The 26,868-nt window shown below is 62.8% G+C and carries 30 protein-coding genes and 1 tRNA gene; 15 read left to right on the top strand and 16 right to left on the bottom strand.

The features are described from left to right. Positions 1-2: 2 nt before the first annotated feature. From gspG to ACK4TE_RS00205, 9 genes are read left to right on the top strand one after another with little or no spacing between them, the layout of a single operon-like run. Positions 3-455 (top strand): type II secretion system major pseudopilin GspG, encoded by a 453-nt coding sequence (gene gspG, locus ACK4TE_RS00165; protein WP_409909434.1) that lies wholly within the window; start codon positions 3-5, stop codon positions 453-455. Between the two features lie 6 nt (positions 456-461). Continuing rightward, positions 462-926: a prepilin-type N-terminal cleavage/methylation domain-containing protein gene (locus ACK4TE_RS00170; RefSeq protein WP_409909435.1), complete on the top strand. Its 465-nt coding sequence runs from the start codon at positions 462-464 to the stop codon at positions 924-926. After that, on the top strand, positions 923-1,291 hold the full coding sequence (gspI, locus tag ACK4TE_RS00175) for a type II secretion system minor pseudopilin GspI (protein ID WP_409909436.1): 369 nt from the start codon (positions 923-925) through the stop codon (positions 1,289-1,291). Before ACK4TE_RS00170 ends, gspI begins: the two co-directional genes overlap by 4 nt. Then, positions 1,288-1,908, top strand: a complete 621-nt coding sequence (gene gspJ / locus ACK4TE_RS00180) for a type II secretion system minor pseudopilin GspJ (RefSeq protein WP_409909437.1) — start codon at positions 1,288-1,290, stop codon at positions 1,906-1,908. Before gspI ends, gspJ begins: the two co-directional genes overlap by 4 nt. Beyond that, positions 1,905-2,879 carry a type II secretion system minor pseudopilin GspK gene (gene gspK / locus ACK4TE_RS00185; protein ID WP_409909438.1) on the top strand — a complete coding sequence of 325 codons (975 nt, stop codon included), beginning with the start codon at positions 1,905-1,907 and terminating at the stop codon, positions 2,877-2,879. Before gspJ ends, gspK begins: the two co-directional genes overlap by 4 nt. Continuing rightward, complete coding sequence (gene gspL / locus ACK4TE_RS00190) at positions 2,876-3,979, top strand: type II secretion system protein GspL (RefSeq protein WP_409909439.1); 1,104 nt, start codon at positions 2,876-2,878, stop codon at positions 3,977-3,979. Before gspK ends, gspL begins: the two co-directional genes overlap by 4 nt. Continuing rightward, positions 3,976-4,431, top strand: coding sequence for a type II secretion system protein GspM (gspM, locus tag ACK4TE_RS00195; RefSeq protein WP_409909440.1), 456 nt, complete (start codon positions 3,976-3,978; stop codon positions 4,429-4,431). The genes gspL and gspM overlap by 4 nt, the downstream gene beginning before the upstream one ends. Continuing rightward, a complete protein-coding gene (gspN, locus tag ACK4TE_RS00200; protein WP_409909441.1) occupies positions 4,428-5,186 on the top strand; it encodes a type II secretion system protein N in 759 nt (252 codons plus the stop codon). Before gspM ends, gspN begins: the two co-directional genes overlap by 4 nt. Next, positions 5,183-5,668, top strand: a complete 486-nt coding sequence (locus tag ACK4TE_RS00205) for a hypothetical protein (protein ID WP_409909442.1) — start codon at positions 5,183-5,185, stop codon at positions 5,666-5,668. Before gspN ends, ACK4TE_RS00205 begins: the two co-directional genes overlap by 4 nt. Before the next feature lie 4 nt (positions 5,669-5,672). Here ACK4TE_RS00205 and ACK4TE_RS00210 read toward each other — a convergent pair whose 3' ends face one another. Both ACK4TE_RS00210 and ACK4TE_RS00215 read right to left on the bottom strand, forming a co-directional pair. After that, positions 5,673-6,023 (bottom strand): helix-turn-helix domain-containing protein, encoded by a 351-nt coding sequence (locus ACK4TE_RS00210; RefSeq protein ID WP_409909443.1) that lies wholly within the window; start codon positions 6,021-6,023, stop codon positions 5,673-5,675. Positions 6,024-6,122: 99 nt separating this feature from the next. Further along, positions 6,123-6,198, bottom strand: a tRNA-Thr gene (locus tag ACK4TE_RS00215). Between the two features lie 117 nt (positions 6,199-6,315). On the opposite strand from ACK4TE_RS00215, the gene ACK4TE_RS00220 reads away from it, so the two are divergent. The 3 genes from ACK4TE_RS00220 (at position 6,316) to ACK4TE_RS00230 (ending at position 9,792) form a co-directional block, all read left to right on the top strand. After that, positions 6,316-7,497: a DUF418 domain-containing protein gene (locus ACK4TE_RS00220; protein WP_409909444.1), complete on the top strand. Its 1,182-nt coding sequence runs from the start codon at positions 6,316-6,318 to the stop codon at positions 7,495-7,497. A 68-nt stretch (positions 7,498-7,565) separates the two neighbouring features. Beyond that, the gene (gene metG / locus ACK4TE_RS00225) at positions 7,566-9,305 is read left to right on the top strand and encodes a methionine--tRNA ligase (protein ID WP_409909445.1); all 1,740 of its coding nucleotides are present in this window, start codon (positions 7,566-7,568) and stop codon (positions 9,303-9,305) included. Between the two features lie 4 nt (positions 9,306-9,309). Beyond that, on the top strand, positions 9,310-9,792 hold the full coding sequence (locus ACK4TE_RS00230) for a GFA family protein (protein ID WP_409909446.1): 483 nt from the start codon (positions 9,310-9,312) through the stop codon (positions 9,790-9,792). A 6-nt stretch (positions 9,793-9,798) separates the two neighbouring features. On the opposite strand, the gene ACK4TE_RS00235 is transcribed toward ACK4TE_RS00230, so the two are convergent. The 12 genes from ACK4TE_RS00235 to ACK4TE_RS00290 form a co-directional block, all read right to left on the bottom strand. After that, a complete protein-coding gene (locus ACK4TE_RS00235) occupies positions 9,799-10,806 on the bottom strand; it encodes an aldo/keto reductase (RefSeq protein WP_409909447.1) in 1,008 nt (335 codons plus the stop codon). A gap of 4 nt (positions 10,807-10,810) precedes the next feature. Next, positions 10,811-12,559, bottom strand: coding sequence for an AMP-binding protein (locus tag ACK4TE_RS00240; protein WP_409909448.1), 1,749 nt, complete (start codon positions 12,557-12,559; stop codon positions 10,811-10,813). 98 nt (positions 12,560-12,657) lie between these two features. Next, entirely contained in the window at positions 12,658-13,245 is a 588-nt protein-coding gene (locus tag ACK4TE_RS00245) for a hypothetical protein (protein WP_409909449.1), read from the bottom strand. 32 nt (positions 13,246-13,277) lie between these two features. Further along, positions 13,278-13,934, bottom strand: coding sequence for a hypothetical protein (locus ACK4TE_RS00250; protein ID WP_409909450.1), 657 nt, complete (start codon positions 13,932-13,934; stop codon positions 13,278-13,280). 119 nt (positions 13,935-14,053) lie between these two features. Beyond that, on the bottom strand, positions 14,054-15,976 hold the full coding sequence (dxs, locus tag ACK4TE_RS00255) for a 1-deoxy-D-xylulose-5-phosphate synthase (protein ID WP_409909451.1): 1,923 nt from the start codon (positions 15,974-15,976) through the stop codon (positions 14,054-14,056). Positions 15,977-16,012: 36 nt separating this feature from the next. Further along, positions 16,013-16,900, bottom strand: a complete 888-nt coding sequence (locus ACK4TE_RS00260) for a polyprenyl synthetase family protein (protein ID WP_409909572.1) — start codon at positions 16,898-16,900, stop codon at positions 16,013-16,015. A 25-nt stretch (positions 16,901-16,925) separates the two neighbouring features. Then, entirely contained in the window at positions 16,926-17,171 is a 246-nt protein-coding gene (locus ACK4TE_RS00265) for an exodeoxyribonuclease VII small subunit (RefSeq protein WP_409909452.1), read from the bottom strand. An 87-nt stretch (positions 17,172-17,258) separates the two neighbouring features. Beyond that, on the bottom strand, positions 17,259-17,861 hold the full coding sequence (locus ACK4TE_RS00270; protein WP_409909453.1) for a histidine phosphatase family protein: 603 nt from the start codon (positions 17,859-17,861) through the stop codon (positions 17,259-17,261). Positions 17,862-17,942: 81 nt separating this feature from the next. Further along, positions 17,943-18,791, bottom strand: a complete 849-nt coding sequence (gene lepB / locus ACK4TE_RS00275) for a signal peptidase I (protein WP_409909454.1) — start codon at positions 18,789-18,791, stop codon at positions 17,943-17,945. A 107-nt stretch (positions 18,792-18,898) separates the two neighbouring features. Then, positions 18,899-19,963 (bottom strand): MBL fold metallo-hydrolase, encoded by a 1,065-nt coding sequence (locus tag ACK4TE_RS00280; RefSeq protein WP_409909455.1) that lies wholly within the window; start codon positions 19,961-19,963, stop codon positions 18,899-18,901. Positions 19,964-20,015: 52 nt separating this feature from the next. Beyond that, complete coding sequence (locus ACK4TE_RS00285; RefSeq protein WP_409909456.1) at positions 20,016-20,954, bottom strand: pseudouridine synthase; 939 nt, start codon at positions 20,952-20,954, stop codon at positions 20,016-20,018. Between the two features lie 3 nt (positions 20,955-20,957). Continuing rightward, positions 20,958-22,730 (bottom strand): acyl-CoA dehydrogenase family protein, encoded by a 1,773-nt coding sequence (locus ACK4TE_RS00290; protein WP_409909457.1) that lies wholly within the window; start codon positions 22,728-22,730, stop codon positions 20,958-20,960. A 115-nt stretch (positions 22,731-22,845) separates the two neighbouring features. On the opposite strand from ACK4TE_RS00290, the gene ACK4TE_RS00295 reads away from it, so the two are divergent. The 3 genes from ACK4TE_RS00295 to ACK4TE_RS00305 are packed head-to-tail and all read left to right on the top strand — an operon-like array spanning position 22,846 to position 25,720. Then, on the top strand, positions 22,846-23,553 hold the full coding sequence (locus ACK4TE_RS00295) for a YceI family protein (RefSeq protein ID WP_409909458.1): 708 nt from the start codon (positions 22,846-22,848) through the stop codon (positions 23,551-23,553). Further along, on the top strand, positions 23,553-24,740 hold the full coding sequence (locus tag ACK4TE_RS00300; RefSeq protein ID WP_409909459.1) for a cytochrome b/b6 domain-containing protein: 1,188 nt from the start codon (positions 23,553-23,555) through the stop codon (positions 24,738-24,740). Before ACK4TE_RS00295 ends, ACK4TE_RS00300 begins: the two co-directional genes overlap by 1 nt. Before the next feature lie 32 nt (positions 24,741-24,772). After that, positions 24,773-25,720: an L-threonylcarbamoyladenylate synthase gene (locus tag ACK4TE_RS00305; protein WP_409909460.1), complete on the top strand. Its 948-nt coding sequence runs from the start codon at positions 24,773-24,775 to the stop codon at positions 25,718-25,720. Positions 25,721-25,723: 3 nt separating this feature from the next. Here the strand turns inward: ACK4TE_RS00305 and ACK4TE_RS00310 are convergent, their stop codons facing one another. Continuing rightward, a complete protein-coding gene (locus ACK4TE_RS00310) occupies positions 25,724-25,936 on the bottom strand; it encodes a DUF3126 family protein (RefSeq protein WP_409909461.1) in 213 nt (70 codons plus the stop codon). Positions 25,937-26,019: 83 nt separating this feature from the next. Continuing rightward, positions 26,020-26,835, bottom strand: coding sequence for a serine O-acetyltransferase (gene cysE / locus ACK4TE_RS00315; protein ID WP_409909462.1), 816 nt, complete (start codon positions 26,833-26,835; stop codon positions 26,020-26,022). Positions 26,836-26,868 lie beyond the last annotated feature (33 nt).

Raw genomic sequence — 26,868 nt, forward strand, 5'->3', positions numbered from 1 at the left:
AGATGCAACACTCATACAGCCCGAAGCACAGACGCCAGAAGCAAGCAGGATTCTCGCTGATCGAACTCATGGTCGTCGTCTTCATCATGGGACTGCTGGCGACGCTGATCATCGTAAATGTGGCGCCTGTGGGAGATCGTTCCCGCGTGTCCAAGGCGCGCGCCGATATCGCTAGCCTTGAGAGCGCTCTGGAGCAGTACAGCCTCGACCTCTACACCTATCCGACCGCAGCGCAGGGTCTGGAGGCGCTCTCGGTGGCACCGGCCGGTGTTGACCTGTCGCTTTACCGGCAGGGCGGATACATTCGCCGTGTTCAGCTCGACCCGTGGGGTAATCCGTACCAGTACCAGATTCCGGGGACGCGTTCTGGCGGGCGGTATGACCTCTTCTCATTCGGCGCGGACGGAATACCGGGCGGCGAAGGTCCGGATGCGGACATAGGTAACTGGGACTGATCCTGGATGCTGCGCGCCGCCTCCACCTTGAGGAAAGTACCCCAGCCGCATGCCGGCGAGCGGGGGCTTTCGCTTGTGGAAGTGATGGTGACGCTGGCCATAACGGCCCTTGCCGCCTCCCTGATCGTGGAGACGGCACGTCCGGTCGACAACCTGAAGAGCGAGCATGACCGTCTTGCTCAGGTGATTGAGCGGCTGGACCTGCGGGCGAGGGTTTCCGGAGAGCCTACAGGCATCATGATCGAGACGACGGGCTACGCCCCCGCGACCTGGAAGGGCGGTCAATGGCAGATATCCGTGCGCGAGCAACGCACTTTGCCAGAGCGTTATAGGCTCAGGGTCAGCCCGGCATCCGGCGATGGTCCTCAGATCGTGTTTGATCCTCTGATGCCTGCACCAATGCCTGAAATTTTCCTCAGCGACGGCTCACGTCAGATGCGCCTCGCCTATTCGCGGCCGGTGCAGCCATGACCTCCCCGGGCTTTTCCCTTCTCGAGACGATGGTGGCGTTGGCGGTGTTCTCGCTGGCTGCGGTCGGGCTCCTGTCCCTAAACACGCAATCGGCCCGGATCAGCACCGAACTCGAAACGCGGCAACTGGCTCAGATTGTTGCCGCCAATATTGCTACAGACGCGGTGACGGGCAAGCTCAGGGGCACAAGCCCGACCCTTAGGGGAGAGCAGACCCAGCTGCGCAGGACGTTCACCTGGACGCGCACCGTCGAGGCAGCACCGGGAGACAATCTCTACAGCATACGGATCGATGTCACCGAAGCCGGAAGCCCGGCAGTCCTCGCCCGCCTTTCCCTGCTCGCCAACGATATGACTGTGCCATGAGCCAGTACAGGCACTTTTCCCAAAGCGGCGTGACGCTGATCGAGACGCTTGTCGCCTTGTTCGTGATTGCGATCATGGCGACGGCGGGTGCGATCATGACCAGCCAGGCCGTCCGCGGCGCGCGCGTGGTCGAGGCGAAAGGCGGAAAGTCGACCAGCCTTTCCATTGCGGCCGGAATGATCCGGGACGATCTTGGCGCCATCGTCCTTCGCCCGTCTCAGGATGAGGTCCGGCTGGAGCCCCCTACCCTGTTTGAAGGTTATGCTCCGCGGCATGATGGGCGCGTGATGGCCTTTGTCCGTAATGGCTGGGCAAACACGTCAGGCGAGGCGCGCGGTAACCTGCAACGCGTGGAGTATCGCTATGCTCGCGGCGCTCTCGTGCGAGATAGCTGGTCCACACCTGATCCGGTGCAGGGAAGCCCCGCTTCGGAAACAGTCGTGCTTGCCGGGGTGTCGGGTCTCTCCGTGCGCTACGCACGCGGAGATCGCTGGCTCACCGAGTGGGTAAGCCTGGCCGGCGGCAATGTGCCGATCCCGCAGAAGGCGGAGCTCACTTTCCGGTTTGCGCCTGAAGAAGAACTGAAGCTGCTGGTTCTCGTGGGGGATGGCAGATGATCCCTCAGAGGAAGGATGCCGGGGCGGCACTTTTGTCGATCCTGTTGATCGTTGCGACCCTCTCTGCCGCGGCGCTGATTGGGACTGAGGCCATCGCGCGCCAGACCGAGCTGCACCGGCTGGCGGCGCGCAAGGCGACGGCAGTCTGGTCTGCGCGATCTGCAGAAGCGCTGGCCTTGTCGAGCGCTGTCAAGTTGCGGGACGTAAGCCGGTTACCGGCTGACGGAAGCGGCGAGGCGCGGCAGGCCGATCTGGCACTTCCTGTCGATGGCGGCACCGTCACGCTGACGCTGCGGGAAATGCCGGCCTGCCTCAACCTGAATGCGCTCGGAAACCCGGACCCTATTGCGCAGCAACGCTCCGCAGACGGACTACGCGTGCTGCTTGAGGATATCGGCGTTCCGGCGACGGATGCCCTTAGGGCGGTTGCGGTGCTCGGGGATTGGATCGACGCGGATCATGTGCCCCGGCCTTATGGGGCGGAGGATGCCGCTTACCAGTCGCTTTCCAACCCGCTGCGCCCCGCCAACCAGCGGCTCTACAGCCTTGATGAGCTGGCATTCCTTCCAGAGTTTACACCCGACCTTCGGCTGGCCATGAAGCCCTTTGTCTGCGCCCTGCCGCACGACGATCCTGCACCAATTAACATGAACGCGCTGACACCGCTCTCGGCGCGAGTCCTGAGAGCCGCGGCGGCGGGTACAATATCGGAAACAGAAGCGCGCCGGATAGTCGAGTTGCGCCCGCAGGCAGGCTGGCGCGATGTCCAGGATTTTCGGGAAACCTTGTCGCGCCGGCCGCAAGCCGAAGCGGCGCTGGCAGGTGTTCCGCTCACGACACAAGGTGAGTTTTTTATAGGAGCCGGAGCCGTCACACTGGACACCGCCAGTTGGAATTTCCGTTTCCACATGCGAGCGGGAAACACTGGAGAGCCGGCAATCGTGTGGCGGGAATTCGGAGGCGCAGGATGAGCGCGGATGTGTTTGTGGAGCTTGCCGCGGACGATTCCGGCGATGCCCGGATTGGCCGTATGCGGAAGGGTGTCCTCGAGGAGATACCCGTGCATGCGTTTCACGCCTCCCCTGGCATGAAGGCGGTCGCCTTTGCGCCAGCACTGCTTATGAACCGGCTCCGGATACCGGTTCCGGCACGATCTGAAACGGAAGCACACAGGTCTGCGCTGTACACGATCGAGGATGACCTCGCCCAACCGATCGAAGAGATCACGCTTGTGCTTGGACCCCGGCAGGCGGGAACGAGTGACAGAGACGCTTTTGTGGTGGACACCGCGCTGCTGCAAAGCTGGCGTGCGCGGCTGGAACAGATCGGGCTTGGTCAGGCCGTGATTGTTGCCGAAAGCAGCCTGCGCTCGCGCACCCCAGCCGTTTGGGATTTCGGCGACCGTGTGCTGCTCACCCGCCTTGAAGACAGCTTTGTTGCCGACAAGCAACTCGGAGACGACACAGTCAGGGGTTTCATCGCAGCATCGGGATTTTCGGACGCGCCTGTGCGCAAGGCCGGATCGCTTGCAACATTAGCGGAGCTGCATCTCGAGTCGCCCGGCGTGGAAATCAGCAGCGGAAAATCGGCGCAGATGAAAGGCCTTCGCGCCTGGCAGACGACAGCTGCGCTTGCCATGGCAGGACTGCTTATCTGGACCATCACGCTGTATCTGGACACGCGCGCGCAGGAGTCGGCCGCGCAACGCGCAGACCAGACCGCGCGCCAGATGTTCCGGACACAGTTTGCCGGCGTGCCTGAGCCAGCGGACGTCCACGCCGAAGTCCGGCGCATCATGCAAGACTCCGCGCCCGGATCAGCCGCAGACTTCCAGCCGATGGCCTCTGCCCTGTTCAAGGCCATTTCCGGCAGCGACACCATTCAGCTGTCCCGCCTCTCCTATGCAGCGGCGGAGCAATCCCTGCAGGCGGAGCTGCGATTTGCGAATACAGCCGACGAGGCCGCGTTCCGCTCGCGCCTCGTGCCTGCAGGCCTGCAGGTCGAGTCCGCTGAAGTGACTGACCTGCCGGGCGACGTGCAGGGCCGGTTTGTTCTGCGGAGCGTGCCATGAGAGCGGCCTGGGAACGCCTTCAGCCGCGCGAAAAGCTGCTTCTGACGGCGGCAGGTGTCGCGCTGGCCGCGGCGCTGATTGTGCAGGCCGGCTTCATTCCCCTGATAGAGGCGGACGAGACGGCAAAAGCGAAACGCGCCGTGGCAGAAGGAACGATCGCACGCCTGCGGCGTCTTCAGGCCGCGGGCGTGGCATCGGTTCCGCAATCCGGCTCCGTCGGCGACCCCGCAGTCTTCGCTGCAGACCTGGGGCTGGCCCTGTTAGGAACAACCGTCACGCCGCAAGGGAGCCTGCAGTTTCGGTTTGACGGGGCAGAGCCGGGTGTTGTCTTCTTGTGGATGGACCGGATCAAGGCCGGCACCGACCTTCGGCTCGTCTCCGTAGAGATGGTGTCCGCAGGCAATGGCCGGGTCAGTGTCACGGCCGAGTATGCAGGAGACCGCCAGCCATGATCCGCCTGTTGCTTCTGCCGCTCCTGGCGCTTGGCATCGCCATTGGCGTGCTTGTCTTTGCGCCCTTGTCGACGGTTCTGGATATCTCGGGCCTGCGTCGCAGTGGCCTCGACTGGACGTCCGCAAGCGGCACTGTGTTTGACGGACGCCTCGAAGGCATTGCCGTGAATGGCACGCAGTATGGCGACGCGTCAGCGCGGCTACTGCCCGAAAACCTTCTCACCGGTGCCATGAAATTTGCCGTCGACTGGACTGGACCGAGCGGCCGGGGGACGGGTCAGATGACGTTTCAATCCCCAAAGAATATCGGCCTGTACGACTATGATCTGGACCTCGACCTGATGGAGATCGAGCACGCCGCAAAGTGGATCCAGCAATCGGGTGGGCGTATCACGATGCAGGGTGAGACGATCCGCTTCAAGGATGGCGTCTGCCATACTGCCAGCGGCACGGCCCGCAGCGATGTGCTGGAACGTAACCGCGCGATCCTTGGCGATGGCTGGAGCGAGATGCAGGGCGAATTGCGGTGTGAGGACGGCGACCTTGTGATCCCGCTGGAATCGGCGAATGCCACCGGCACAAAATTCGGGGCGTTCCTGCGCCTAAGACCAGGGGTGCCGGGCCGGTTTGAAGCGCGGGTTTCCGGCCTGGTGACACGCGAGCTTGACTATGTCCTGCCGATGGCTGGCTTCCGGCGCGAAGGCAAGGAGTATATCTATTCCTATTCTGCGGCGGCAGGGAGAAACCCGATATGATCCGTATCCTGACGTCCTCTCTGGCCATGGGTGCGCTGGCGGCCTGTAGCAGCACGCCCGCCGCCGCAACAGCAAAAGCGATTGCCGCGACGGAGGCCGCTGCCAGTGCGCCTGCAGAAGGCCTGCCGCCCCAGCGGCTTGCGCCCGGGGAATGCGGCTTGTTCCTCTGGGGCATGGCCGCGCCGCGCAAGTTTGTGTTCTTTGCCAAGGCCACTTCTGGCAATGCGCTGGTCCTGATGAACGAGTCCCCCACATCCCTGTCTATGGCGGCGGCGGGCGGCGATGTGTTCGGCCAGTTTCTCACCGAAATGGAATATGCCGGCACGGAGCCCGCCCGGCGCGTGAAGATTTCGGTGAAGCCCGGCGAAGTGCTCGAGGGTGGACAGCGCGTCGAGAGCGGCACGATCCTGTTCATTGGCGCCGATGGCTGGGAGACCGTGCTGCCGGTCACCGGCGTGCGCGCCTGCATGCCCGGTGGCTGACCGCCTATTTCAGCAACAGATCGACCGGCACTTCGAGGGCGTCAGCCAGGCGTTTCGCTGTTTTCAGGCCGTAGGACATGCCGCGCTCGATGGCCGAGATATGGTTCGGACGAATGCCGCTGAGTTCGCCCAGCTCGCGCTGCGTCATCAAGCGGAACTGGCGCACCGCGCGCACCGCGCTTTCGCCTTCGCCGATACGCTTGAGAAGCGGCGAAGGCAGGGCCGCAAACGAGCCGCTGCCGGGCGCGCGGCGGCCCGCCGTCAGGCCTTCGATCTGGCTCTCCAGACTTGCGACCTTTTTTTCGAGGTCGATCAGCCTGATCTCCAGAGAATAAACAAGTTTCGGATCGCTCATCGCCCAAGCCCCATCGATGCGGCTCCAGCAATAAGGGCGTTCTGAAACGGTTCCGTGTCGGGGAAATCACATTTTTATGTCGCTCCTCTGGAGAGACAGTGGTGCCGGCAACAGGACTCGAACCCGTGACCCCCTGATTACAAATCAGATGCTCTACCAGCTGAGCTATGCCGGCACGGGCCTCGCGTTACCGGAAACGGCCGGAACGCGCAAGCAGAACGGGCTGCAAGGCCTCTGCCTTGCCATCCCCTCCCCCCGCAGGCACAACAGGTGGCGGTTTCGGGAGGCTGCCATGACGACAGTACCAGAGACAGCCGGGCGGGCGCTGATGCCGGATCTGGTGCGGGCTTTTGCCCTTTTCGGCATCGCGATCGTCAATGTCACCGCCTTCTCCCAGCCTATCGCGGTAGGCTTCTATGGCGAGGCGCTGGCGAGCCCGGCAGACCAGGCCGCGTATTTCGGCATGACCAGCCTGTTCCTGATGAAGTCCTATCCCCTGTTCTCGATGATGTTCGGGGCGGGGCTTGCCTACCAGCTTTCCGCCGCAGCGCGGTCCGGAAAGGCGTTTGCCCCGCGCTACTTCCGCCGGATGGCCGCGCTGGTTGTGCTCGGCGCGCTGCATTTCGTTTTCTTCTGGATCGGCGACATCCTGATGGTCTACGGCCTGCTCGGATGCTTCCTGTTCCTGATGCGGGATGTTTCCGCAAAAGTTCTGGTGCGAGTGGGGATTGCGCTGATAGCGCTCAACACGCTTCTGCTGCTCTCACTGGGCGCCATGATGTGGGCGCTGGAATCGCTCTCGCCCGAAGCGATGGCGGATCTGGGCTATGATGCCATGAATGAAGCGTCCCTTCGGGCATTTGGCGAAGGCAGCTTCGGCGACGCCGCTGCCTACCGGCTCGGCCTGCTCGGTCTCATGGTGCCCAGCCTGATTTTCCAGCAAGGCCTCTCCGTTTTCGGGTTCTTCTGCTTTGGCCTCGCCGCGCTGAAAACCGGCGTCATTGACAATCCCGAGTCGCGGTTCTGGCGCCTGTCGCGGCGTGTCCTTCTCCCTGTCGGAGTTGCGGGCAGCCTGGCGGGAGGCTGGATGCTGCTGCAGGCGCATTCCGCCGTGGACAGCACGTTCCTTCTGGGCTCGGCGATCACACTTGGGTTTTCGGCGTTTTCGGCGCTGGGCTATGCCGGTCTGATCGCGGCCATATCGACGGGTGAACCCGGGCCGATCCGCCGGTTCCTTGCTCGGGCAGGTTCCGCCTCTATGACCGCCTATCTCCTGCAATCGGTCGCCTTTTCCCTGATCTTCACAGCCTACGGCCTCGGCCAGTTCGGCAGGCTCGGCGCGGCCGAGGCCATAGGCCTTGCCGCGCTGGTGGCGCTGGCGTCCTTGGTGTTTACAGGGCTCTGGCGCAGCTTCGCGAAACGCGGGCCGATGGAAGTGCTGCTCCGCCGGGTCACCTATTGGGGCCGCGCCTAGAGCTTTCCTTTACCGACAGGGGCGTTAAAAGGCCGGGTTTACTGTTCACCCCCCGCAAAGGCGCATAAATGACCAAGCCCCGGCGCATCCTCGTCACATCCGCCCTGCCGTACATAAACGGCGTCAAGCATCTCGGCAACCTCGCCGGTTCGATGCTTCCGGCAGACGTGTATTCGCGGGTGATGCGCCTGCTCGGCCATGACGTGACTTATATCTGCGCGACCGACGAGCATGGCACCCCGGCGGAGCTGGCCGCGCAGGCAGCCGGCCAGACGGTACAGCAATATTGCGACGAGCAATATGAAATCCAGCGCAAGGCCGGCGAGGGCTTCAACCTGTCCTATGACTGGTTCGGGCGCACGTCCCGGCCCGCCAATCACGCACTGACCCAGCACTTCGCCCAGCAGCTGGAACGGCATGGCCTGATCGAAGTGCGTACTTCCAAACAGGTCTACGCTGTCGATGATGGCCGCTTCCTGCCGGACCGCTATGTCGAAGGTATCTGCCCCCATTGCGGCTATGAAAAGGCACGCGGCGACCAGTGCGACAGCTGCGGACGCCTGCTCGATCCGGTTGACCTGATTGATCCGTACTCGGCCGTTAGCGGTAGCCGTAATATCGAAGTGAGGGATACGGATCATCTTTACCTGCTCCAGACCGGCATGCAGGACCGCATCCGCGCGTGGGTCAATGAAAAGGGCAAGAACTGGCCGCAACTCGCTGTCTCGATTGCCAACAAATGGCTGGATGAAGGCCTGATTGCCCGCTCCATTACGCGCGACCTCAGCTGGGGCGTGAAGGTAACGGATGCGGACGGCAATCCGCGCCCAGGCTTCGAGAAGAAAGTGTTCTACGTCTGGTTCGATGCGCCGATCGGCTACATCTCCGCCACGCAGGAATGGGCCGAGGCGAACGGCAAGGACTGGGAAACGCTCTGGAAAACCGACAAGGGCGCAGACGAGACTGAATATGTCCAGTTCATGGGCAAGGATAACGTCGCCTTCCATACGGTTAGCTTCCCGGTCACCTTGCTGGGCTGCGGCGAACCGTGGAAGACGGTCGACAAGCTGAAGGCCTTCAACTGGGTCACCTGGTATGGCGGAAAGTTCTCCACCAGCCAGAAGCGCGGTGTGTTCATGGACCAGGCGCTCGACCTTCTGCCTGCGGACTATTGGCGCTGGTATCTCATCTCGAACGCGCCGGAAGGCTCGGACGCAGCCTTCACATGGGAAAGCTTCCAGGCGGCGGTCAACTCCGATCTTGCCAACGTGCTCGGCAATTTCGTCAACCGGATCACCAAATACTGCGCCTCGAAATTCGATGGCAAGGTCCCGGAGACAGGCACCCCCGGCGAGGCCGAAGCCTGGATGGCGAACGAACTGGCTGAGCGCCTGCCGCGCCTTGTCGAGTTCTACGAAGCGATGGAATTCCGAAAGGCCGCCGCCGAGACGCGCGCGCTCTGGGCCGCTGGAAACGAGTACCTCACCAAGGCGGAGCCCTGGGTGAAGTACAAGTCGGATGTGGACGGCGCCGCTGTCGGCGTGCGTGCAGGCATCAACCTTGCCGCCGTGTTCGGCATCATCGCCCAGCCAATCATTCCGGATGCCGCAAAGAAGATCCTGGATGCGCTCGGCATACCGGAAGCCAATCGCAAGTTCCCGGGTGGCTCGAAAGCGGAAGACTTTGCCGAGTTGCTTGATGCCATCCCGCGCGGGCATGCCATCACGCCGCCAGATGTCCTGTTCCAGAAGATCGAGGAAGCGCAGGTTGCTGAATGGACGGCGCGCTTTGGCGGAGGAAAGGACTAGGCGGATGGCGCGTGTTCGGAGTGGCGGTTGCCAGTGCGGACGTATCCGTTTCCGGGCGTCGAGCCTCAGAGACAATCCGCATGTCTGCCATTGCCGCATGTGCCAGAAGGCAACCGGCAATTTCTTCGCTGCGCTGGTCGGCGTTCCGCACACGGACTTCCAATGGACACGCGGCGCGCCTGCGGAGTTCCAAAGCTCAGAAAAAGTCCGGCGCGGTTTCTGCCGAGATTGCGGCACGCCGCTCTATTACCGGCACGAAGAAAGCCAGCACATTGCGATGAGCATTGGCGCATTCGACGATCCTGCCTCCATTCCGCTGAACTACCAGCTCGGGATGGAGGGCCGCCTGCCCCAGCTGGATCAGCTGCCGGGCCTCGCGCATTTCGGCTCCACCGAACAGGCGATGCCGGAAGAAGCAGAGCTAATCCGCACAAGCAACAATCAGCACCCGGATCATGATACGGATGACTGGACCCCGAAAACCTGACCTGCCTCAGCGCTCGAAGTCATACATCTCCGTCGTCACGGTCGCCTGCCCGGCGGTACTGTAACGCGGACCTTTCGCGCGCTCCGGCGCAAAGTGTGCATCAAGCCTTGCGACCTGTGCCGGCGCCAGTTTCACACTTGCCGCAGCATGATTGTCCTCAAGATGCGCGCGCTTCGTCGTGCCGGGAATCGGGATGACGTGCTGCCCTTTCGCCAGCGTCCAGGCGAGCGCCAGCTGCGCGACTGTGCACCCGGCCTCTCCCGCGATGGCACGCGCTTCGTCCAGCAAGGCAAGGTTTGCTGGATAATGCTCCGGCAGGAAGCGCGGGAAGGCACTGAGACGCATATCGCTCTGATGAAATGTAGCCGGATCGGCCGGAGGATCGGCGAGAAAGCCGCGCCCGACCGGTGAGAAGGCCACAAGCACCGTCCCAAGCTCCCTGCAAGCCTCCAACACAGCAATCTCAGGATTGCGTACCCAGAGCGAGTATTCAGACTGTAGCGCCGCCACCGGATGCACGCTGTGCGCGCGGCGGAGCTGCTCCTCACCCATCTCGGAAAGGCCTATGAACCGGATCTTCCCTTCCCGAACAAGTTCAGACAACGCGCCTGCCGAGTCCTCCACCGGCACATTCGGGTCCGGCCTGTGCAGGTAGTAGAGATCGATCATATCCGTACGCAGACGTTTCAGGCTGGCCTCACACGCGGCCTTGATGGCTTCTGGGCGGCCATCGATCACGCGCTTGCCATCCCGGAAATCGAGAACGCACTTGCTGGCGAGGAAGAATTCCTTGCGGCGTCCCCTGAGGGCCTCACCGATCAGCTCTTCGCTCCGACCCGCTCCATAAATGGTGGCCGTGTCGAGGAAATCGCATCCGATGTCGAGCGCGTGCGACAGCAAGTTCTTCGCATCACTCTCATCAATCGGCGGGCCATAGGCATGCGTGATGTTCATGCAGCCGAGGCCGATGGGGTGAACGTCTCGGTCGCCGATGCGTCGCTTCTGGCTAGTCATCCGGTCAGGCCCGCGGCGTGAAGCGCTGACGCAGGTCCGCCTTCAGGATCTTGCCATTGGCATTGCGCGGCAGCGGATCGTCCTGAAACTGGATTTCCACGGGCACCTTGAAGGGCGCCAGCTGGTTCGCGACATGCGCGCGCAGCTCTGCCTCGGACGCTTCCTTGCCGGGCTTCAGCTGCACCACCGCGCCAACTTCCTCGCCGAGCACCTTGTGCGGAATGCCGACCACTGCAGCGTCCATCACAGCGGGATGGTCATAAAGCGCACTCTCGACTTCGATACAGTACACATTCTCGCCGCCGCGGATCAGCATGTCCTTGGCGCGGTCGACCAGGAACAGGAAGCCTTCCTCATCGATGCGCGCGAGGTCGCCCGTGACGACCCAGCCATTGCGGAAGGTTTCGGCCGTGGCGTCCGGGCGGTTCCAGTAGAGGCGGCAGTTCGCAGCGCTCTTGCACCAGAGCTCGCCCACTTCGCCGCGCGGCAATTCCTTGCCATCCGGATCACAGATCTTCAGCTCCACCGCGAGCGGCGGGGCGCCAGCACTCGAAGGCCGGTTCACATAGTCTTCGCCGATATTCAGCGTGGCCGTTGCGCACGTTTCCGTCATGCCCCAGCCATTGCCGGGCGCCGCATCTGGGAAGCGCTTCTTGATCGTGGAAACGAGTTCCGGCGCCGAGGGCGCACCGCCATAGGAGATGACCTGGATGGAAGATAGGTCGTATTTGTCCCGGTCCGGATGTTCCAGGAGTTGCCAGGCAATCGCCGGCACGCCGCCGATGGAGGTGATCTTCTCCGCCTCGATGATCGGCAGGGCTTCGCCTGCGTCCCATTTATACATCGAGACGATCTTGTCCCCGCGCAGCGCCGAGGGAATGAGAATCGCGAAGGAACCGGTCGCGTGGAAGAACGGGATCGACAGCAGGGTAGCGCGCATCGCTTCCGGATCGGGCGTCGGCACAGGCTCACCCTTGCGCAGGTACATACGCGCCTGGCAGGTCATGGAGTTGAACATGTTGGTGATGATGGCGCGGTGCGTTGCCAGCGCCCCTTTCGGCTTTCCAGTCGTGCCGGAGGTGTACATGATTGTGGCATCATCATCCGGCCCCAGATCAACGGCGACAGTACCGGCATCAGCCAGCCCGACCCAGTCGTTCGGATGGCCGACGATGGCATCCAGCGATGAGACACGCGGATCGGCGATCTCTTCGGCAGTGTCCCGCGCAATGAGGATGTTTTTCAGTTCGGGCAGTTTTTCGAGATGGCCGCGAATGCGCTCATAGATCTGGCCATCGACAATCGCCAGCTTCACGCCTGCGAACGAAAGGCCGTATTCGAGTTCTTCCGCCGTCCACCAGGAATTCATCGGCGTGGCGATCGCGCCAAGAGACAGCGCGGCGTAGAAGCCGAGCGGCCATTGCGGATAGTTGCGCATCACGATGCCCACACGGTCGCCTTTCCGGATGCCGTATTTCGTATGCAGCTCGTGCGCGAGCTTGCGTACGGCAAGCTGCATGGCTCGGAACGTGACGCGCTCATTCTGATAGACGATGTAGGTCCGATCGGCGAACTGCATCGCCGCGAGATCAAGGATCACAGGCACCGTCGGCGGTGCGTTCTTGTAGACCTTATAGGTCACCCCGCGAATGACCGCATCTTCCAGCTCAACCGGTGAGCCGGGCGCCGCCAGCGCAGCGTTGGCCGCATCAATCGACATCGCCGGCCAGTTCGGAATCGCGCCTTCTGCCATGTGCAGTTTCCTCCATATCTGATTGTCGCCCCCCACAAACCATGCCTGCCGCCGTGTTTGAAGGGGTATGCGCACCGGATTCGGCGCGCAGGGCGCGGCTATTTGCGCCGAGCCGCAAGTACCTTGTCGATATCCCGGGCCGGATCGAAACGGCGCGGCCTCGAGTTGACAGCCCAGCTGAACATGAGCGGCAATGAGATCAGGACAATCCCCAGCTTGATCAGGTTGGTTATGGATACGTCGCCGATGCTGATCGGCAGGGCCAGCACGACAAGCACCAGGAAGCCAAAGGCCAAAATGTTGAAGATCAGCATCAGCCCGTAATAGGCCGGGCGCTCCCCTGCCCTGAACTCAGCCGACGGATTAGCGGCGGCAACACCGGCAACCACCTTGCGGATCAGCGGTTCGAAAGTGTCGAACCGATCCTCGAAATTGCCGATGCCCTTGAAGTGCATGCTGGTGAGCGTCAGTTGCGAGCGCGCACCGGTGAGCTCTGCCAGGAACCGTGTCTGTTGTATCCGCCCGGGCGCAAAGGCCAGACGCACGCGCCGGACATGGCTGTAAGGCACCGTCAGCACAAGCTGACCCTCAGGGCCAAACTGCTCCAGCCGGTCGTCGTGAGCCAGCCACAGCGTTTCGCCCGTCTGGCTGACGGACGCCCTGCGGCGGAACTCCACTACGCTCATATCCTGACCCCCACTGCGGGATCTGGTTAGCTTCATTTGCCGAGATCGCAAAAGCGGACTTTGCGGACCGTACCGTCCCGGTCCGTCACATCATAGGCCCGGCCGGTGAGGTTGGTGTCCTCACAGAGATAACCAATCTGGTACATCGCCAGCAGCGCTTCATTGTCCGGCATCAGGTCATAGGCGGTCATCACGTCAATGGCCGCCTGGTGACGGCCCAGGCCGAACAGCGCGTTAAACTCCTGCGTACGGGTCAGGTTGGCCGAGCCAAGCGTGGCGAGGTACTCGGCCACTTTCGTCTGCGCAACCGGAAGTTTCTTCGCAGCGTCCGCCGCTGCCTTGCTGGACGCATGGTCTGCCAGCACTTCCTGATAATAACCGACCGCGCCCTCGGCATTATAACCGCCCGTCGCGAGGCTGTAGTCACCGAGCAGCACAAGCGTCTTCGCGCGTTCTTCTTCTGTGATGCTGGTATCTCCGGCGAGCTGCATAAGGCGCTCGATGGCAATCGGCGTATTGCCGGCGCGGACGAGCTCTTCGACCGTGCCCATAGCGCGATCGAAGCTGGATTTCACAACCGCGGCTTCCGGCGGCGAAATCGCGCCGGGTACCGGCGTGGGTGATGGCGTCGACGAACATGCGGCGAGAACGACAGCCGAAGCGGCAGCGAACAGAAGGGAACGAAGCATCGGGAAACTCCTGTAAAAAGCTGGAATCGGCGGGACGAACCCGCGCGCAGCGCTATGCTTAGCCCGGCAAACTGAACCGAGACAGGGCCGAACTGCGGAGAAAATGTGACGTCTGCGCGTCAGGCGCGGGCAGCAATATCTATTGCTGAAATGTCACCCCGGCCGAGCGCCTCGATGGCCCGGGCCGCAATATGACGGGCGTTCAGGCCGGCCTGCTCGTACATCAGGAAGGGCGAGTCCTGATCCTGGAAGACGTCCGGCAGGGTCATCACCCGGATCTTCAGACCGCCATCCAGCGCGCCGACATTAGCGAGGTGTTCGAGCACGAAACTGCCAAAGCCGCCTTTGGCGCCTTCCTCGATCGTGATCAGCACTTCGTGTTCCTTGGCCAGGCGCTCGACGAGTTCTGCATCGAGCGGCCGAGCGAAGCGCGCGTCGGCAACCGTGACACTCAGGCCCTGAACGGAGAGCATGCTCGCTGCTTTCAGGCATTCCTGCAGGCGGGTGCCATAGGAAAGAATGGCGATGGTCGTGCCTTCACAGACGATCCGGCCCTTGCCGATTTCAAGGGCTTTCAGGACCGCAGGCATCTCGGCGCCTGTGCCTTCACCGCGCGGATACCGGATCGAACTCGGGCCATCATCAATCTCGTGCGCGGTCTTGACCATGCGGGCAAGTTCCGCCTCGTCCGAAGGCGCCATGCAGACAAAGCCCGGAAGTGCGCCGAGATAGCCGACATCGAAGCTTCCAGCGTGCGTCGCGCCATCTGCGCCGACGAGGCCTGCGCGGTCGAGCGCAAAGCGCACGGGCAGTTTCTGGATCGCCACATCATGGACGACCTGATCGTACCCGCGCTGAAGGAAGGTTGAATAAATCGCGCAGAAGGGCTTCATCCCATCCGCAGCGAGGCCGGCCGCAAACGTCACCGCATGCTGTTCGGCGATGCCGACATCGAAATGGCGCTCCGGAAAGCGAGCGCCGAAAATATCCGTAGACGTACCAGATGGCATCGCGGCCGTGATGGCGCAGATCCGGTCATCCGTCTCGCCAAGGTCTGCCAGCGTCTTGCCGAAGACTTTCTGATAAGAGGGCGGGCCGGCCGCGCCTTTCGCCTGCTCGCCGGTGATCACGGAGAATTTCGAGACACCGTGGTACTTGTCCGCGGAGTTTTCAGCGGGCGCGTAGCCCTTCCCTTTCTGGGTGACCACATGCAGCAGGATCGGGCCATCCTGCATCGCCTTGATGTTTTCCAGGATCGGGATCAGCGTGTCGAGGTCATGCCCGTCAATCGGGCCGACATAGTAAAACCCCATCTCTTCGAACATGGTGCCGCCCATCGCGAAGCCGCGGAGATACTCTTCCGCGCGTCGCGCCGGCGACTCGAGGCCCATCGGCGCGACGACTTTCTTTGCCAGCCGGCGCAGGCCCCGGTAAGGACGCGAAGATACGAGGCGCGAGAAATAGTGGCTCATCGCGCCGACCGGCGGCGCAATCGACATGTCATTGTCGTTGAGGATGACGATCAGGCGCGTCTTGTCAGCACCGGCATTATTCATGGCTTCGTATGCCATGCCCGCCGACATGGAGCCGTCGCCGATCACGCAGATGACGTGGTTCTTGCGCGCCTGCAGGTCGCGCGCCTTGGCGAAGCCGAGACCGGCCGAAATGGAGGTCGAGGCATGGGCTGCGCCGAACGGGTCGAACTCGCTCTCTGAGCGTTTGGTGAAACCCGAGAGGCCGCCCCCCTGACGGAGCGTGCGCATCCGGTCGCGGCGGCCGGTGAGGATCTTGTGCGGATAGCACTGATGGCCGACATCCCAGATCAGCTTGTCATCCGGCGCATCGAATACGGAATGGATGGCGACTGTCAGTTCGACGACGCCGAGGCCGGAACCGAGATGGCCGCCTGTCACGGCGACAATGTCGATCACCTCGTCGCGCACTTCGGCAGCAATCTGCTTGATATCCGCCCGGCTGCGGCCTTTCAGGTCTGCCGGGGAATTGATCGCGTCAAGCAGGCGATTGGGTCTGTTTTCTGTCATCTTGCGATGTCTTTTCTATACTTCGCCGCTGCTGTTTCAACGTGGCCGGTTCAGGACGTAATCAACCGAATGCAGCAGGACTGAGGCCTTGTCACGGAAAATCGCCAAATGTTCCTTGGCCTGGGCTGCCAGCAATCTGACCCGCTGGCGGGCCCCTTCCACCCCCAGAAGGGTGACGAAATTCGCCTTTCCGGCGGGCTGATCGGTCCGCAATGGCTTGCCGACCACACTCTCCTCGCCCTCGGCGTCGAGGATGTCATCCGCAATCTGGTAGGCGAGGCCAAGGTCGTTGGCGAAGCCCGCGAGGGCATTGCGCTCGGCCTCCCGGGCATGGCCGATGATGGCGGCGGCTTCAAAGGCGTAGGAGATCAGGGCGCCGGTCTTCAGGCGCTGCATGCGGGTAATCGTGTTGAGGTCGCGGGGGCTTTCCTCTTCCAGCATGTCGATCATCTGGCCGCCAACCATGCCGCGCGCCCCGGCGGAGTCGGCGAGGCGCTCGATCAGCAGGGAGCGGACCGCCGGATCATCGTGCGTTTCGCTCGAGGCGAGAATCTTGAAGGCCAGGGTCAGCAGCGCGTCACCTGCCAGAACCGCGGTCGCTTCGTCGAACGCCTTATGGACCGTGGGCTGGCCGCGCCGGAAATCATCATCGTCCATGCAAGGGAGATCATCGTGGACGAGCGAATAGCTGTGCACGCATTCCAGCGCTGCCGCGGTGCGCAGAAGCGATTTCTCGGATGCGCCAAACATCGCGCCGGTCTCGATGACGAAGAAGGGCCGCATGCGCTTGCCATTGGCGAGAGCTGCGTGGCGCATGGCCCGCATAAGGTTGGCTTCCGGGCCGCTGGCAGGCGGGATCAGCTGGTCGAGGGCCACCGTGACACGGTCTGCCACTTCCTTAAGCCGCTGTTCGAAATCCGTCACGTCCCCCATGTCCGCACCGGCCGCCTCATTCAAACGACGCAGGTTCAGTCGACGGGCCCGACGCGCCCTGGACGATCTGCTCGATCTTGAGTTCGGCAGACTTCAGACGGGTTTCGCAATGCGCCTTCAGGGCGGCGCCGCGCTCGTAGATGGCAATGGATTTTTCGAGTTCCACATCGCCCGCCTCGAGCTGGCGCACGATACCCTCAAGCTCCGAGAGCGCTTCCTCGAAGCTCATCTTATCGACGGGTTTCGCTTTCGAGTCGGCCATGGGCGGGCGCCCTCCTCAGGAATAGTCCATTTGTTTCTAGTGACGTCAGCCGGGGGCGACAACCGGATAAGCGATCCCGGGCCGGATTTAGTCCTCGCGATAGGCGTAAACCCGGAAGCTCCAGTAACTGTCGCCCCCGTCCCGGATGCAGGACCAGCCAAGGCGCCGCAGTTCCGGGCGAAGCATGCGATTGAACCAGCCATGGGCGGCAAGGTAAACTTTTCCTTGCTCCGAGGCCTCATGCAGGCGGAGGGCGGCGATTTTCGCGCGTAGATGGGCTTCGGTGTTCGATTCGCCGTCCAGGCTGTGTCCGGCAAGCCAGGCCGTTCTGGCGAGCACGTTCCAGGTTTTCGGCAACGCCCTCACCCCCACGAGCGTTGGCGGTGGCAGCGGCGCTTCGTTGAAGACAGGGTCATGCAACGCCGCCTTGTGGGGCATCGCGATGGCCGCTGTCTCCTGTGCCCGCAGGCGGGCGGAAGCGAACACGATATCGGCGTCTGCAACCGCTTCCATCAGCTCTTTTGGCGCTTTCTGGCCTTCGGCAAGAGGACCAGCTTCGTAGCGGCTCCACCAGTCGACATATTCCTGCCAGCTGAGGCGGGGCCCCTTGGTGCGGTCAAGTGCCGGGCGACCGTGACGGGATACGATGATGGGGCCGCGCGGCGGCTGAGTCGATGTCGTTGCTGGCATCGTCCTTCCCCCGTCATTCAGGCGCCTTGAGGGCCATGGCCCGGACTTTTCGACTAGCGGCGTTGCCCTTCGGGGGCAAGCTTACAGATCGCGCCAGACGCGCTTCTTGCAGGGCTCGTCATCGAGCAGGCCGCAGCGATGGAAGGTCAGCAGGACCGTATCCGCGCGGCCGATCAGGTGATCGAGCGGTACGAAGCCGACAGAGGCATCGTCCTTTCCGACACGCAGCGGGCAGCCGGCGCGGTCCACAACGCCATTGACCGGCGGGCAATGGCCCGACAGTTCGCGGCTGTCATAGGAATTGTTGCGGTTGTCGCCGATCATGAATAGGTGGCCTTCCGGCACCACGAACAGCGCAGTGTCGGCGACTTTCCGGCCGCGCAGGCCGCGGTGGGTGAGCCAGGACTTGTCACCGATGGTTTCGCGCCATTCCTGCGCCTGATCGATCACCACGTCCTTGTCGGGAACGTAGCGCACGGAGCGGACATATTCGGACTGGACCGGCTCGCCATTGATGATGAGCGTTTCGTTGAGAATCTGGACGGTATCGCCCGGCAGGCCGATGACGCGCTTGATCATCACTCGGTCGGAAAAGGTGTGCTCGAACACGACCACTTCGCCACGCTCCGGCGTGCCGGGAAAGAAGCGGCCTTCGCCGAGCGGCAGGTAGCGGCCCATGCTGAGGGGCAGCGAGTAACGGCCGTATCCATAGGCGAACTTCGCCACCGCCACCCGGTCGCCAACCTCAAGGCTGGGCACCATGCTCTCGGAGGGGATGACCCGCTGCTCGTACAGCAGGCCGGTGAACAGCAGGAAAACTGGCGCGACGATGGCCAGCGTTGCGCCCCATTCCTTCAGCTCGCGCTTGACCTTTTCCCAGGTCGTCAGCGGCGCCGCTTCCGAGGCCGAGGCGTCGATTTCACTGGACATTCTGACCTCGAGATTCCGTTTCCGGGGCAGTCTTAGACGAAAAGAGCGCCACCTGCGAAGGCGAAAACACCCTTGTGACTGCTATTGCCCGGCACTTTGCCCGCAGGTCAGGCAAGGCTGTAGAGGAGGACACCCTCAGGGTTTGGGGAAACCGACAATTCTTTTCGATGTTTCAAGTAGTTAAGGTGGGCAATCGCCTCCCCTGTGGCCATGCTGACCTCGTCCTCCTGAATGGCGCGGCCGAAGATCGCGATGAAAGTATCCAGCACGGTCATTGGCTGTTTGCCGAGGCGCTGGCGCAGGCGGGCGAGCGCGGTTTCGTGGCCATGGATCAGGTGTTGCAGCCGTGTGTGCGCCCCGGTGAAAGGCTCGTTATGGGCAGGCAGGACCAGCACGTCTTCCGGCAGGGTTTCCAGCAGTTTGCGACAACTGCGGAGCCAGTCTTCCAGCGGGTTTGCCTCTGGCTCGGTCGGATGGACCGAGACATTGGAGGAGATGCGCGGCAGGAGCTGGTCTCCTGAGATGACGACATTCAGCTGAGGCGCAAACAGGCAGGCATGCTCGGGCGAGTGGCCGGAGCCTGTGACGACCCGCCAGGTGGTTCCAGCCATCTCGAATTCCTCGCCATCGACGAGGCGGCGGTAGGAATCGGGCATCTGGCTGACACCTCGGCCAAAGCCGCCGAAACGCTTGCGGTAGGTGTCTATCGCGGCCTCGTCCCATCCCGCGCGGCGGTAGAATTCCACACCTGCCGGAGGGGCTTCGCGGCCAGTGTCGGCGACAAGCATGCGGCAGGTTATGTATTCCAGCTGAGTCATCCAGAGCTCAGCACCGTACTTGTGGCAAAGCCACCCAGCGGTGCCGACATGGTCAGGGTGCATATGCGTAATGATCACGCGTTTCAGCGGTTTCTTCTCAGAGATTCTAGCTTTTAACAGCTTCTTCCACGCGTCCCGGGTCTCGGTTTGCGGGATGCCGGTATCGACAATTGTCCACCCATCGCCATCATCAATGAGCCACAGGTTGATAAACTTCAGCGCGAATGGAAGCGACATGCGTACCCATTCGATACCCGGCGCAACCGGGATCGTTTCCGCGAGCCCAGGAGTCGCCTCGCCAAAGGGAAACGTCAGGCCGGCGCGGTGCGTGGGGGCGTATTCGAAACCATCCATGGGGCGACGTTAGCCTTCCGGATCGACCCGTCGAGCCGTCACGCAGGGGAAGTTACTTGATGGGGGTACGCGGACGTGGGGGAAGCTTGGTGCGCTTGAAATTCGGGCCCCGGGGGCCGTCATTCTTGGGGCGGTAGGGCAACTTCTCGGCCTGATCGCTGACCGGGGCGCTGGCGGCCTTCGGGCGCGCTTTGGCTGGCGAGGAAGACTTCTGCGGCTTGGCGGTCTTGCTCATGGCGATGAGGGCAGCGCGTTCCTTGTGGCTGAGGGCGCGCCATTTGCCTTCGGGTAGGTTGCCGAGTTCAACCGGACCGACGCGGATGCGCTGCAGGTCGAGCACCTTCAGGTGCACGAGCGAGCACATGCGGCGGATCTGGCGGTTGCGGCCTTCGTTGAGGACGAAGCGCAGCGTGCCCTTCCCTTCGACATTGACCTTGGCGGGGCGGAGCTGGCGGCCATCGAGTTCGAGGCCGTGGCGGAGGAGTTTCAATTTCTCCTCGGTGATCTCGCCGCCGACTTTGACGACGTATTCCTTGTCGACTTCGCTGAGCGGGCCGATGATGGCTTTGGCAAGGACGCCATCTTCCGAGAGGATCAGGAGACCGCGCGAGTCCTTGTCGAGCCGGCCGAGGGGCGCGAGCTTGCTGTTGCGGCCCGGAATGGCGGGGGCCTGACCGGAGAGGCGCTGCTGCGTGATGAGGCGTACGGCGGGCGTTTCGCCGGGCTCGGGTGTGCCGGAGACAAAACCGACCGGCTTGTTTAGGATGACCGAGAGCTGGCTGTCGAGCTTGCGGGAAGCCTTGGCGCTGAGGCTGATCGTCTGGCCGGGCTCCAGGCGTTCGCCGAGTTCGGTGATGGTTTTCCCATCGACTTCAACAAGCCCCTGCTCGATCAGAGCATCGGCTTCGCGGCGCGAACAGACGCCTTCCAGCGCCAGCCATTTGTTGATGCGGACGGGTTCAGCCCCTTCATATGTTTTCGACCACGCCATGTTTCAGTCGATCCCGAAGAGTGCATTGCTGCTGGAGAGAAAGCGGTCGCCGCCTTCCGTGATGCCGGGAACCCGGCCCGGCGCCGTCGCGAGGACGGTTTCGGCGAAGAAGCCGGCAAGCGCCGTCTGGCGGGCGCGGAAGTCTGCTGCCTTGCTGCGGGAGGCGAGCGCGGCGCGCGCGAGGAAGTGGCCGCCGATGACATCGCCCGCGAGGCCGAGATAGGCCGTTGCACCGGCGAGGGCCTTATCCTGTTCCTCGGCCTTCAGGCGGGCGAGCATCCAGTCCGTCGTTTCGACGAGCGCCTTTGACGCAGCCCAGAGGCGTTCGGCAATCTGCACGAATTGCGGATCGTTGGTGGACCGGGCGAGACGGACTGTTTCGTCGATCTCGGCGATCATCTCCCGCATGGACTCCCCTCCCGTGAGGGCGAGCTTGCGGCCGATGAGATCGATCGCCTGAATACCATTGGTGCCTTCATAGATCGGCGCGATACGGGCATCGCGGTAAAGCTGCGCGGCGAGCGTTTCGCTCATGAAGCCCATGCCGCCATGCACCTGTATGCCCATGCTGGCGACATCGACGCCCATGTCGGTGCTCCAGGCCTTGGCGATGGGTGTTAGCAGGTCTTCGCGCGCCTTGGCGGACTTGCGTTCGGCGGGGTTCTTCGAAGCGATTGCAAGGTCTGCGGCGACGCCGGTCGCATAGCAGATGGCACGGGCGGCGGCGACGCGGGCACGCATGGTGATCAGTGTACGGCGGATGTCGGCATGGTGGAGGATCGGCGCAGGACCGCTGACACCTTCGGCCTTGCCCTGCTTGCGTTCCTGCGCATAGGCAAAGGCAGCCTGATAGGCGGCTTCACCAACGGCCACGCCTTCGAGGCCGACATTGAGACGCGCCGAGTTCATCATCGTGAACATGCAGGCGAGGCCTTTGTTCGCTTCACCAATGAGCCAGCCGGTGGCACCGGAATACTCCATCACACAGGTGGGGCTCGCATGGATGCCCATCTTCTTTTCGAGGCCGATACAGTGCACCGGATTGCGCGCGCCAAGACTGCCATCGGCATTCACGAGGTATTTCGGCACCAGGAAGAGCGAGATACCGCGCGAGCCGGCGGGGGCGTCCGGGAGGCGGGCAAGGACCAGGTGGATGATGTTGTAGGTAAGGTCGTGGTCGCCCCAGGTGATGAAGATCTTCTGGCCGGTGATGGCGTAGCTACCATCAGCGTTGGGGACTGCTTTGGTGACAAGGGCGCCGACATCGCTGCCGGCCTGCGGCTCGGTCAGGTTCATCGTGCCGGTCCAGTCACCGGAGACGAGTTTCGGCAGGTAGGTTTTCTGCTGCTCCTGCGTTCCATGCGCGAGGAGGGCTTCGATGGCGCCGTAGGAGAGCATCGGGCAAAGGCCGAAGGCCATGTTGGCAGCGTGGAACATTTCCATGACGCCGAGCGCGAGTGCGCGGGGGAGCCCCTGACCGCCCCATTCTTCCGGCGCCGCGAGGCCCATCCAGCCGCCATCACGGAAAGCGGCGTAGGCTTCGCGGAAACCATCTGCGGCGACGACCCCGCCATCCTGCAGGCGGGCGCCTTGCGAATCACCGGTCTGGTTCAGCGGGGCGAGGACATCGCGCGCGAGTTTTGCAGCTTCCTCGAGGATCGGAGCGATGAGTTCCGGGTCATAGGCCTCATGGCCCGCCAGACCTGCGAGTTTGCCAATGCCCGCTACGTCTTCGAGAGAAAATGCGATGTCTTCGACGGGCGCGTCATAGGCCATGGTGTTCCAGTCCGGATAGGAGTTATGCCCGGACAGTGATAATCAAGTGGTTCACTTGGCGAAAGGGCACGCTAACTGTGTGGGCGCCCCTTAATGGCATGCTGGAGACCACCCAATGAGACTTTTCCTGATTTCTGCGAGCGCTCTGGTGCTCGCTGCCTGTACCCCCGCTACGGAAACGGCGGCCCCGGCCGGTGACACGGCCGCACCTGTTTCTGAAACAACCGCTGCACCTGCCGACGTGGCGTATGGCCGCGCCGGAACCTACGCGCTGGACCCGACGCACGCCTCCATCACCTGGAAGGTCGACCATTTCGGCCTGTCGAATTACACCGCGCGCTTCAAGAAGTTCGATGCGACCCTGACGTTCAATCCGGATGACGTGGCCGCCAACGCGATTGAAGTGACGATCGATCCGCTGTCGGTCGAGACCGACTATCCCGGCGACTATACCGGCACCCACCAGGGCACGCCCTATGCCAGCTGGAACGAAGATCTTGGCAAGGATGCAAAGTGGCTGAACGGCGCGGCCTTCCCGGCGATCACATTCAAATCGACCGGCGCCACCAAGACGACCGCCACCACCGGCACCGTGACCGGCGACCTGACCTTCCTCGGCGTGACCAAGCCAGTGACGCTGGACGTGACCTATAACGGTGTTGCGCAGATGCCGTGGGCACCGGATCAGGACAAGATCGGGTTCTCGGCCCGCACGGTGATCAAGCGCTCAGATTTCGGCAACACGACCTTCGCGCCGAATATCGGCGATGAAGTGGAAGTGATCGTCGAGGCGGAATTCTCGGAAGTTCCAGCGAGCGAATAATGAGCGACGCATCGCGGTCCCGATATACGAGTGTTGCCATCGCCCTTCACTGGGCGATGGCGGTCTTGCTGATTTTCATGATCCTTCTCGGCTGGAACATGGACGACAATGAGGCGCGCTTTCAGCTGCACAAGTCTGTCGGGATCACGATCCTTTTCCTGGCCCTGTCCCGGCTGGGCTGGCGTTTTGCCAACCCGCCGCCGCCGTTGCCGGAAGGCATGCCGAAGATTGAGAAAACGGCCTCGCATATGGTGCATGTGGCTTTCTATGCGCTGATGATCGGTGTGCCGCTGGCCGGCTGGTTCATGGTGTCGGTCTCGCCGTTTCAGGTTTCGACCGTACTGTACGGCGTACTCAGCTGGCCGCATCTTCCGTTTACGGAGCGGCTGCGGAGCGAGGGGGTGTACGGCGTTGCGGAATTTTTTCACAGCAAGAGTGCATGGCTGATCTTCGGCCTGCTGGCGCTGCATGTGGCGGGCGCTGTGAAGCATGAGATCGGCGCGGAGGACGGCGTGCTGAAGCGGATGTTGCCAGGCCTGTTCGGCAAGGCGGAGCCGCCTGCCCTGCCGGGACGCGGGTTCGTGTTTGCGTTCGGGGGGAGCCTGGCTCTGTTCGCCGCAATTGCGGCTGTGCCGCTGATCTTCTCCGGCGGAAATGGCGAAGCGAAGGCAGCGCCGGTTTCTAGTATCCAGAGCAACTGGGACGTGGACTATGCCGCGTCCGAAATCCGGTTTGACGGCGTGCATGAAGGCCGCGCGTTCGGTGGCACGTTTGGCACATGGACGGCCGATGTGGCCTTCTGGCCGGAGGATCTTGCACGCTCGGCGGTGCAGGTGGTGGTCGACACGCGCAGCATCCGGACGGGTACGAAGCTGTATGATGACAACCTGCGCGGCAAGGAATGGTTCAATCCGGGTGAGTTTCCGGAAGCCGTTGTCGTGCTCTCCGATTTTGCTGAGGCGGCGGGAGGCTACACGGCCACCGCAAGGATCACGTTGAAAGGCAAGGCCGTGAGCGTTCCGCTCGCGTTTACGCTGGAAATCGCGGGCAATGAGGCGACGCTCAGCGGCTCGGCGGAGCTGTCGCGCAAGGCACTCGACCTCGGGCAATTGTCTGATCCGGGCGCGGCCTATGTGGCGGATGCAGTGATGGTGACCCTTTCCGGCAAGGCGGCGCGCCGGAGCTAGGCGCGCATGCGGGCGGATGCTAAGGCGCCCGGATGATTGCGCCGGTTGTTCCCATTCTTCCAGAGACCATTGCCCTCGCCGTTGAAATTCTCGGCGAGGGCGGACTGGTCGCGATTCCTACGGAGACGGTGTACGGGCTGGCGGCAGATGCGAGCAATGCAGACGCTGTTGCCCGGCTCTATGCCGCAAAAGGGCGGCCGCAGTTCAATCCGCTGATTGCACATGTGGCATCGCGCGAAATGGCGGAAGCGGAGGCAGTGTTCACGCCGTTGGCACGCAAGTGCGCTGAGGCGTTCTGGCCGGGGCCGCTGACACTGGTTTTGCCAGTGAGGCCCGAGACGCGGGTGTGCGATCTGGCGCGGTCCGGACTGGATACAGTCGGGCTGCGCTGGCCGGACAACAAAGCGGCGCAGGCGTTGATTACGGTGCTGGGGCGGCCCGTTGTTGCGCCGTCGGCGAACAAGTCCGGGCATGTCAGCCCGACGCGGGCGGATCATGTGCTGATCGATCTTGGCAGCGTGATCGACCTGATCGTGGATGGCGGGCCGTGCCGGGTGGGCATGGAGTCGACGATCCTTGGCTTTGACGGCGAGCAGCCCGTGCTGCTGCGGCCCGGTGGAATTGCGCGCGAGGAGATTGAGGCGAAGCTGGGCGTGAAGGTCCGTGCGTATACGGATCATGGTAGCATCAATGCGCCTGGGCAGATGAAATCCCATTACGCGCCGAAAGCGCGCTTGCGGCTGAATGCGGCGGCGCGGGAGGATGGTGAAGGCTATCTGGGGTTCGGCCCGGCTAGCGAAGGCGGGCTCAACCTGTCGCCCACGGGCGATCTTGCAGAGGCCGCAACGAAACTATTCGCGATGCTGCGGGCGCTGGATGAGCGGTTTGATCGCATCGCGGTCGCCCCGATCCCGCAGGAGGGGCTTGGCGAAGCGATCAATGACAGGCTGGCGCGCGCCGCATGGCGCGAGAGCAAATAGCCCTCAACCGCCCATGATGTCTTCCTTGAGAACCGTCATGGTGAACTGGTAGGAGGTCTCGCCCTCGTCTTCATCCTTGTAGACGACTGCCAGGAACTCGGCACCGAGATAGACCTCGACGGAATCGTTTACCTTGTCGCGCGCCAGGAGGCGCAGGCCGGGATGCAGCTTTTCCTTGAGGTAGGCCTCGAGCCGCAGAGTTTCTTCCTTGTTCATCTTGTCATTTTCCAAATCAAATCAATCTGCGAAGCAGATTAGTCGCTTTGATGCGCCGCGCAAAGTGCGATGCTGCTAGTGGCTCAGGATGAGGTGGTCTGGTCTGGGATGCCCTGGTCCATCGTTTCTGCCGGTTGGCAGCAGACGGGACCGCCGACAATCTTCGCCGGGACGCCGGCAACTGTGCAGCGCGCGGGCACGTCCTTCAGCACGACGCTGCCGGCAGCGACCTTGGCTTCGTCGCCCACAGTAATGTTACCAAGGATCTTCGCGCCGACGGAGAGCAGCACCCCCTTCCCGATCTTCGGGTGGCGGTCGCCGACTTCCTTGCCCGTGCCGCCGAGCGTAACGCCGTGCAGAAGTGAGCAGCCATCTCCAACCACGGCGGTCTCACCGATCGTGATGCCGGAAGCGTGGTCGAGCATCACGCCTTCACCGATACGGGCGGCGGGGTGGATGTCCACATCGAAAAGTTCGGATGCGCGGCTCTGGAAGTGGAAAGCCAGCGTCTCGCGGCCCTGCCGCCAGAGGGCATGAGCAACGCGGTGCGTCTGCAGTGCCAGGAAGCCTTTGAAGAAGAGGAAGGGTTGCAGCATGCCGCGAGCGGCAGGATCGCGCTCCAGCACGGCATGCATGTCGGCCTCGGCAATTCGGACAAGGTCCGGCGCCGAATCGTAGATGCCGATGATGACATGGCGGATCAGCTGGGGCGCCATGGCCGGGCTCGAGAGCTTCTCAGCGAGATGATAGGACAAGGCCTCGCCCAGCGTTGCATGGCTGAGGACCGACGCGTTGAGATAACTCGCCAGCGAGGGCTCGTCTGCCGCTGCCGCGGTCGCCTCGAAGCGGAGACGTTTCCAGGCGGGCGCCGGGGCGCCGATATCGGGATTGTCGATCATGATCGTCTCCGGAGTTTCCCGTTTTCAGGCAGA

This window comes from Hyphomonas sp. (assembly GCF_046313975.1).
GTDB lineage: Bacteria > Pseudomonadota > Alphaproteobacteria > Caulobacterales > Hyphomonadaceae > Hyphomonas.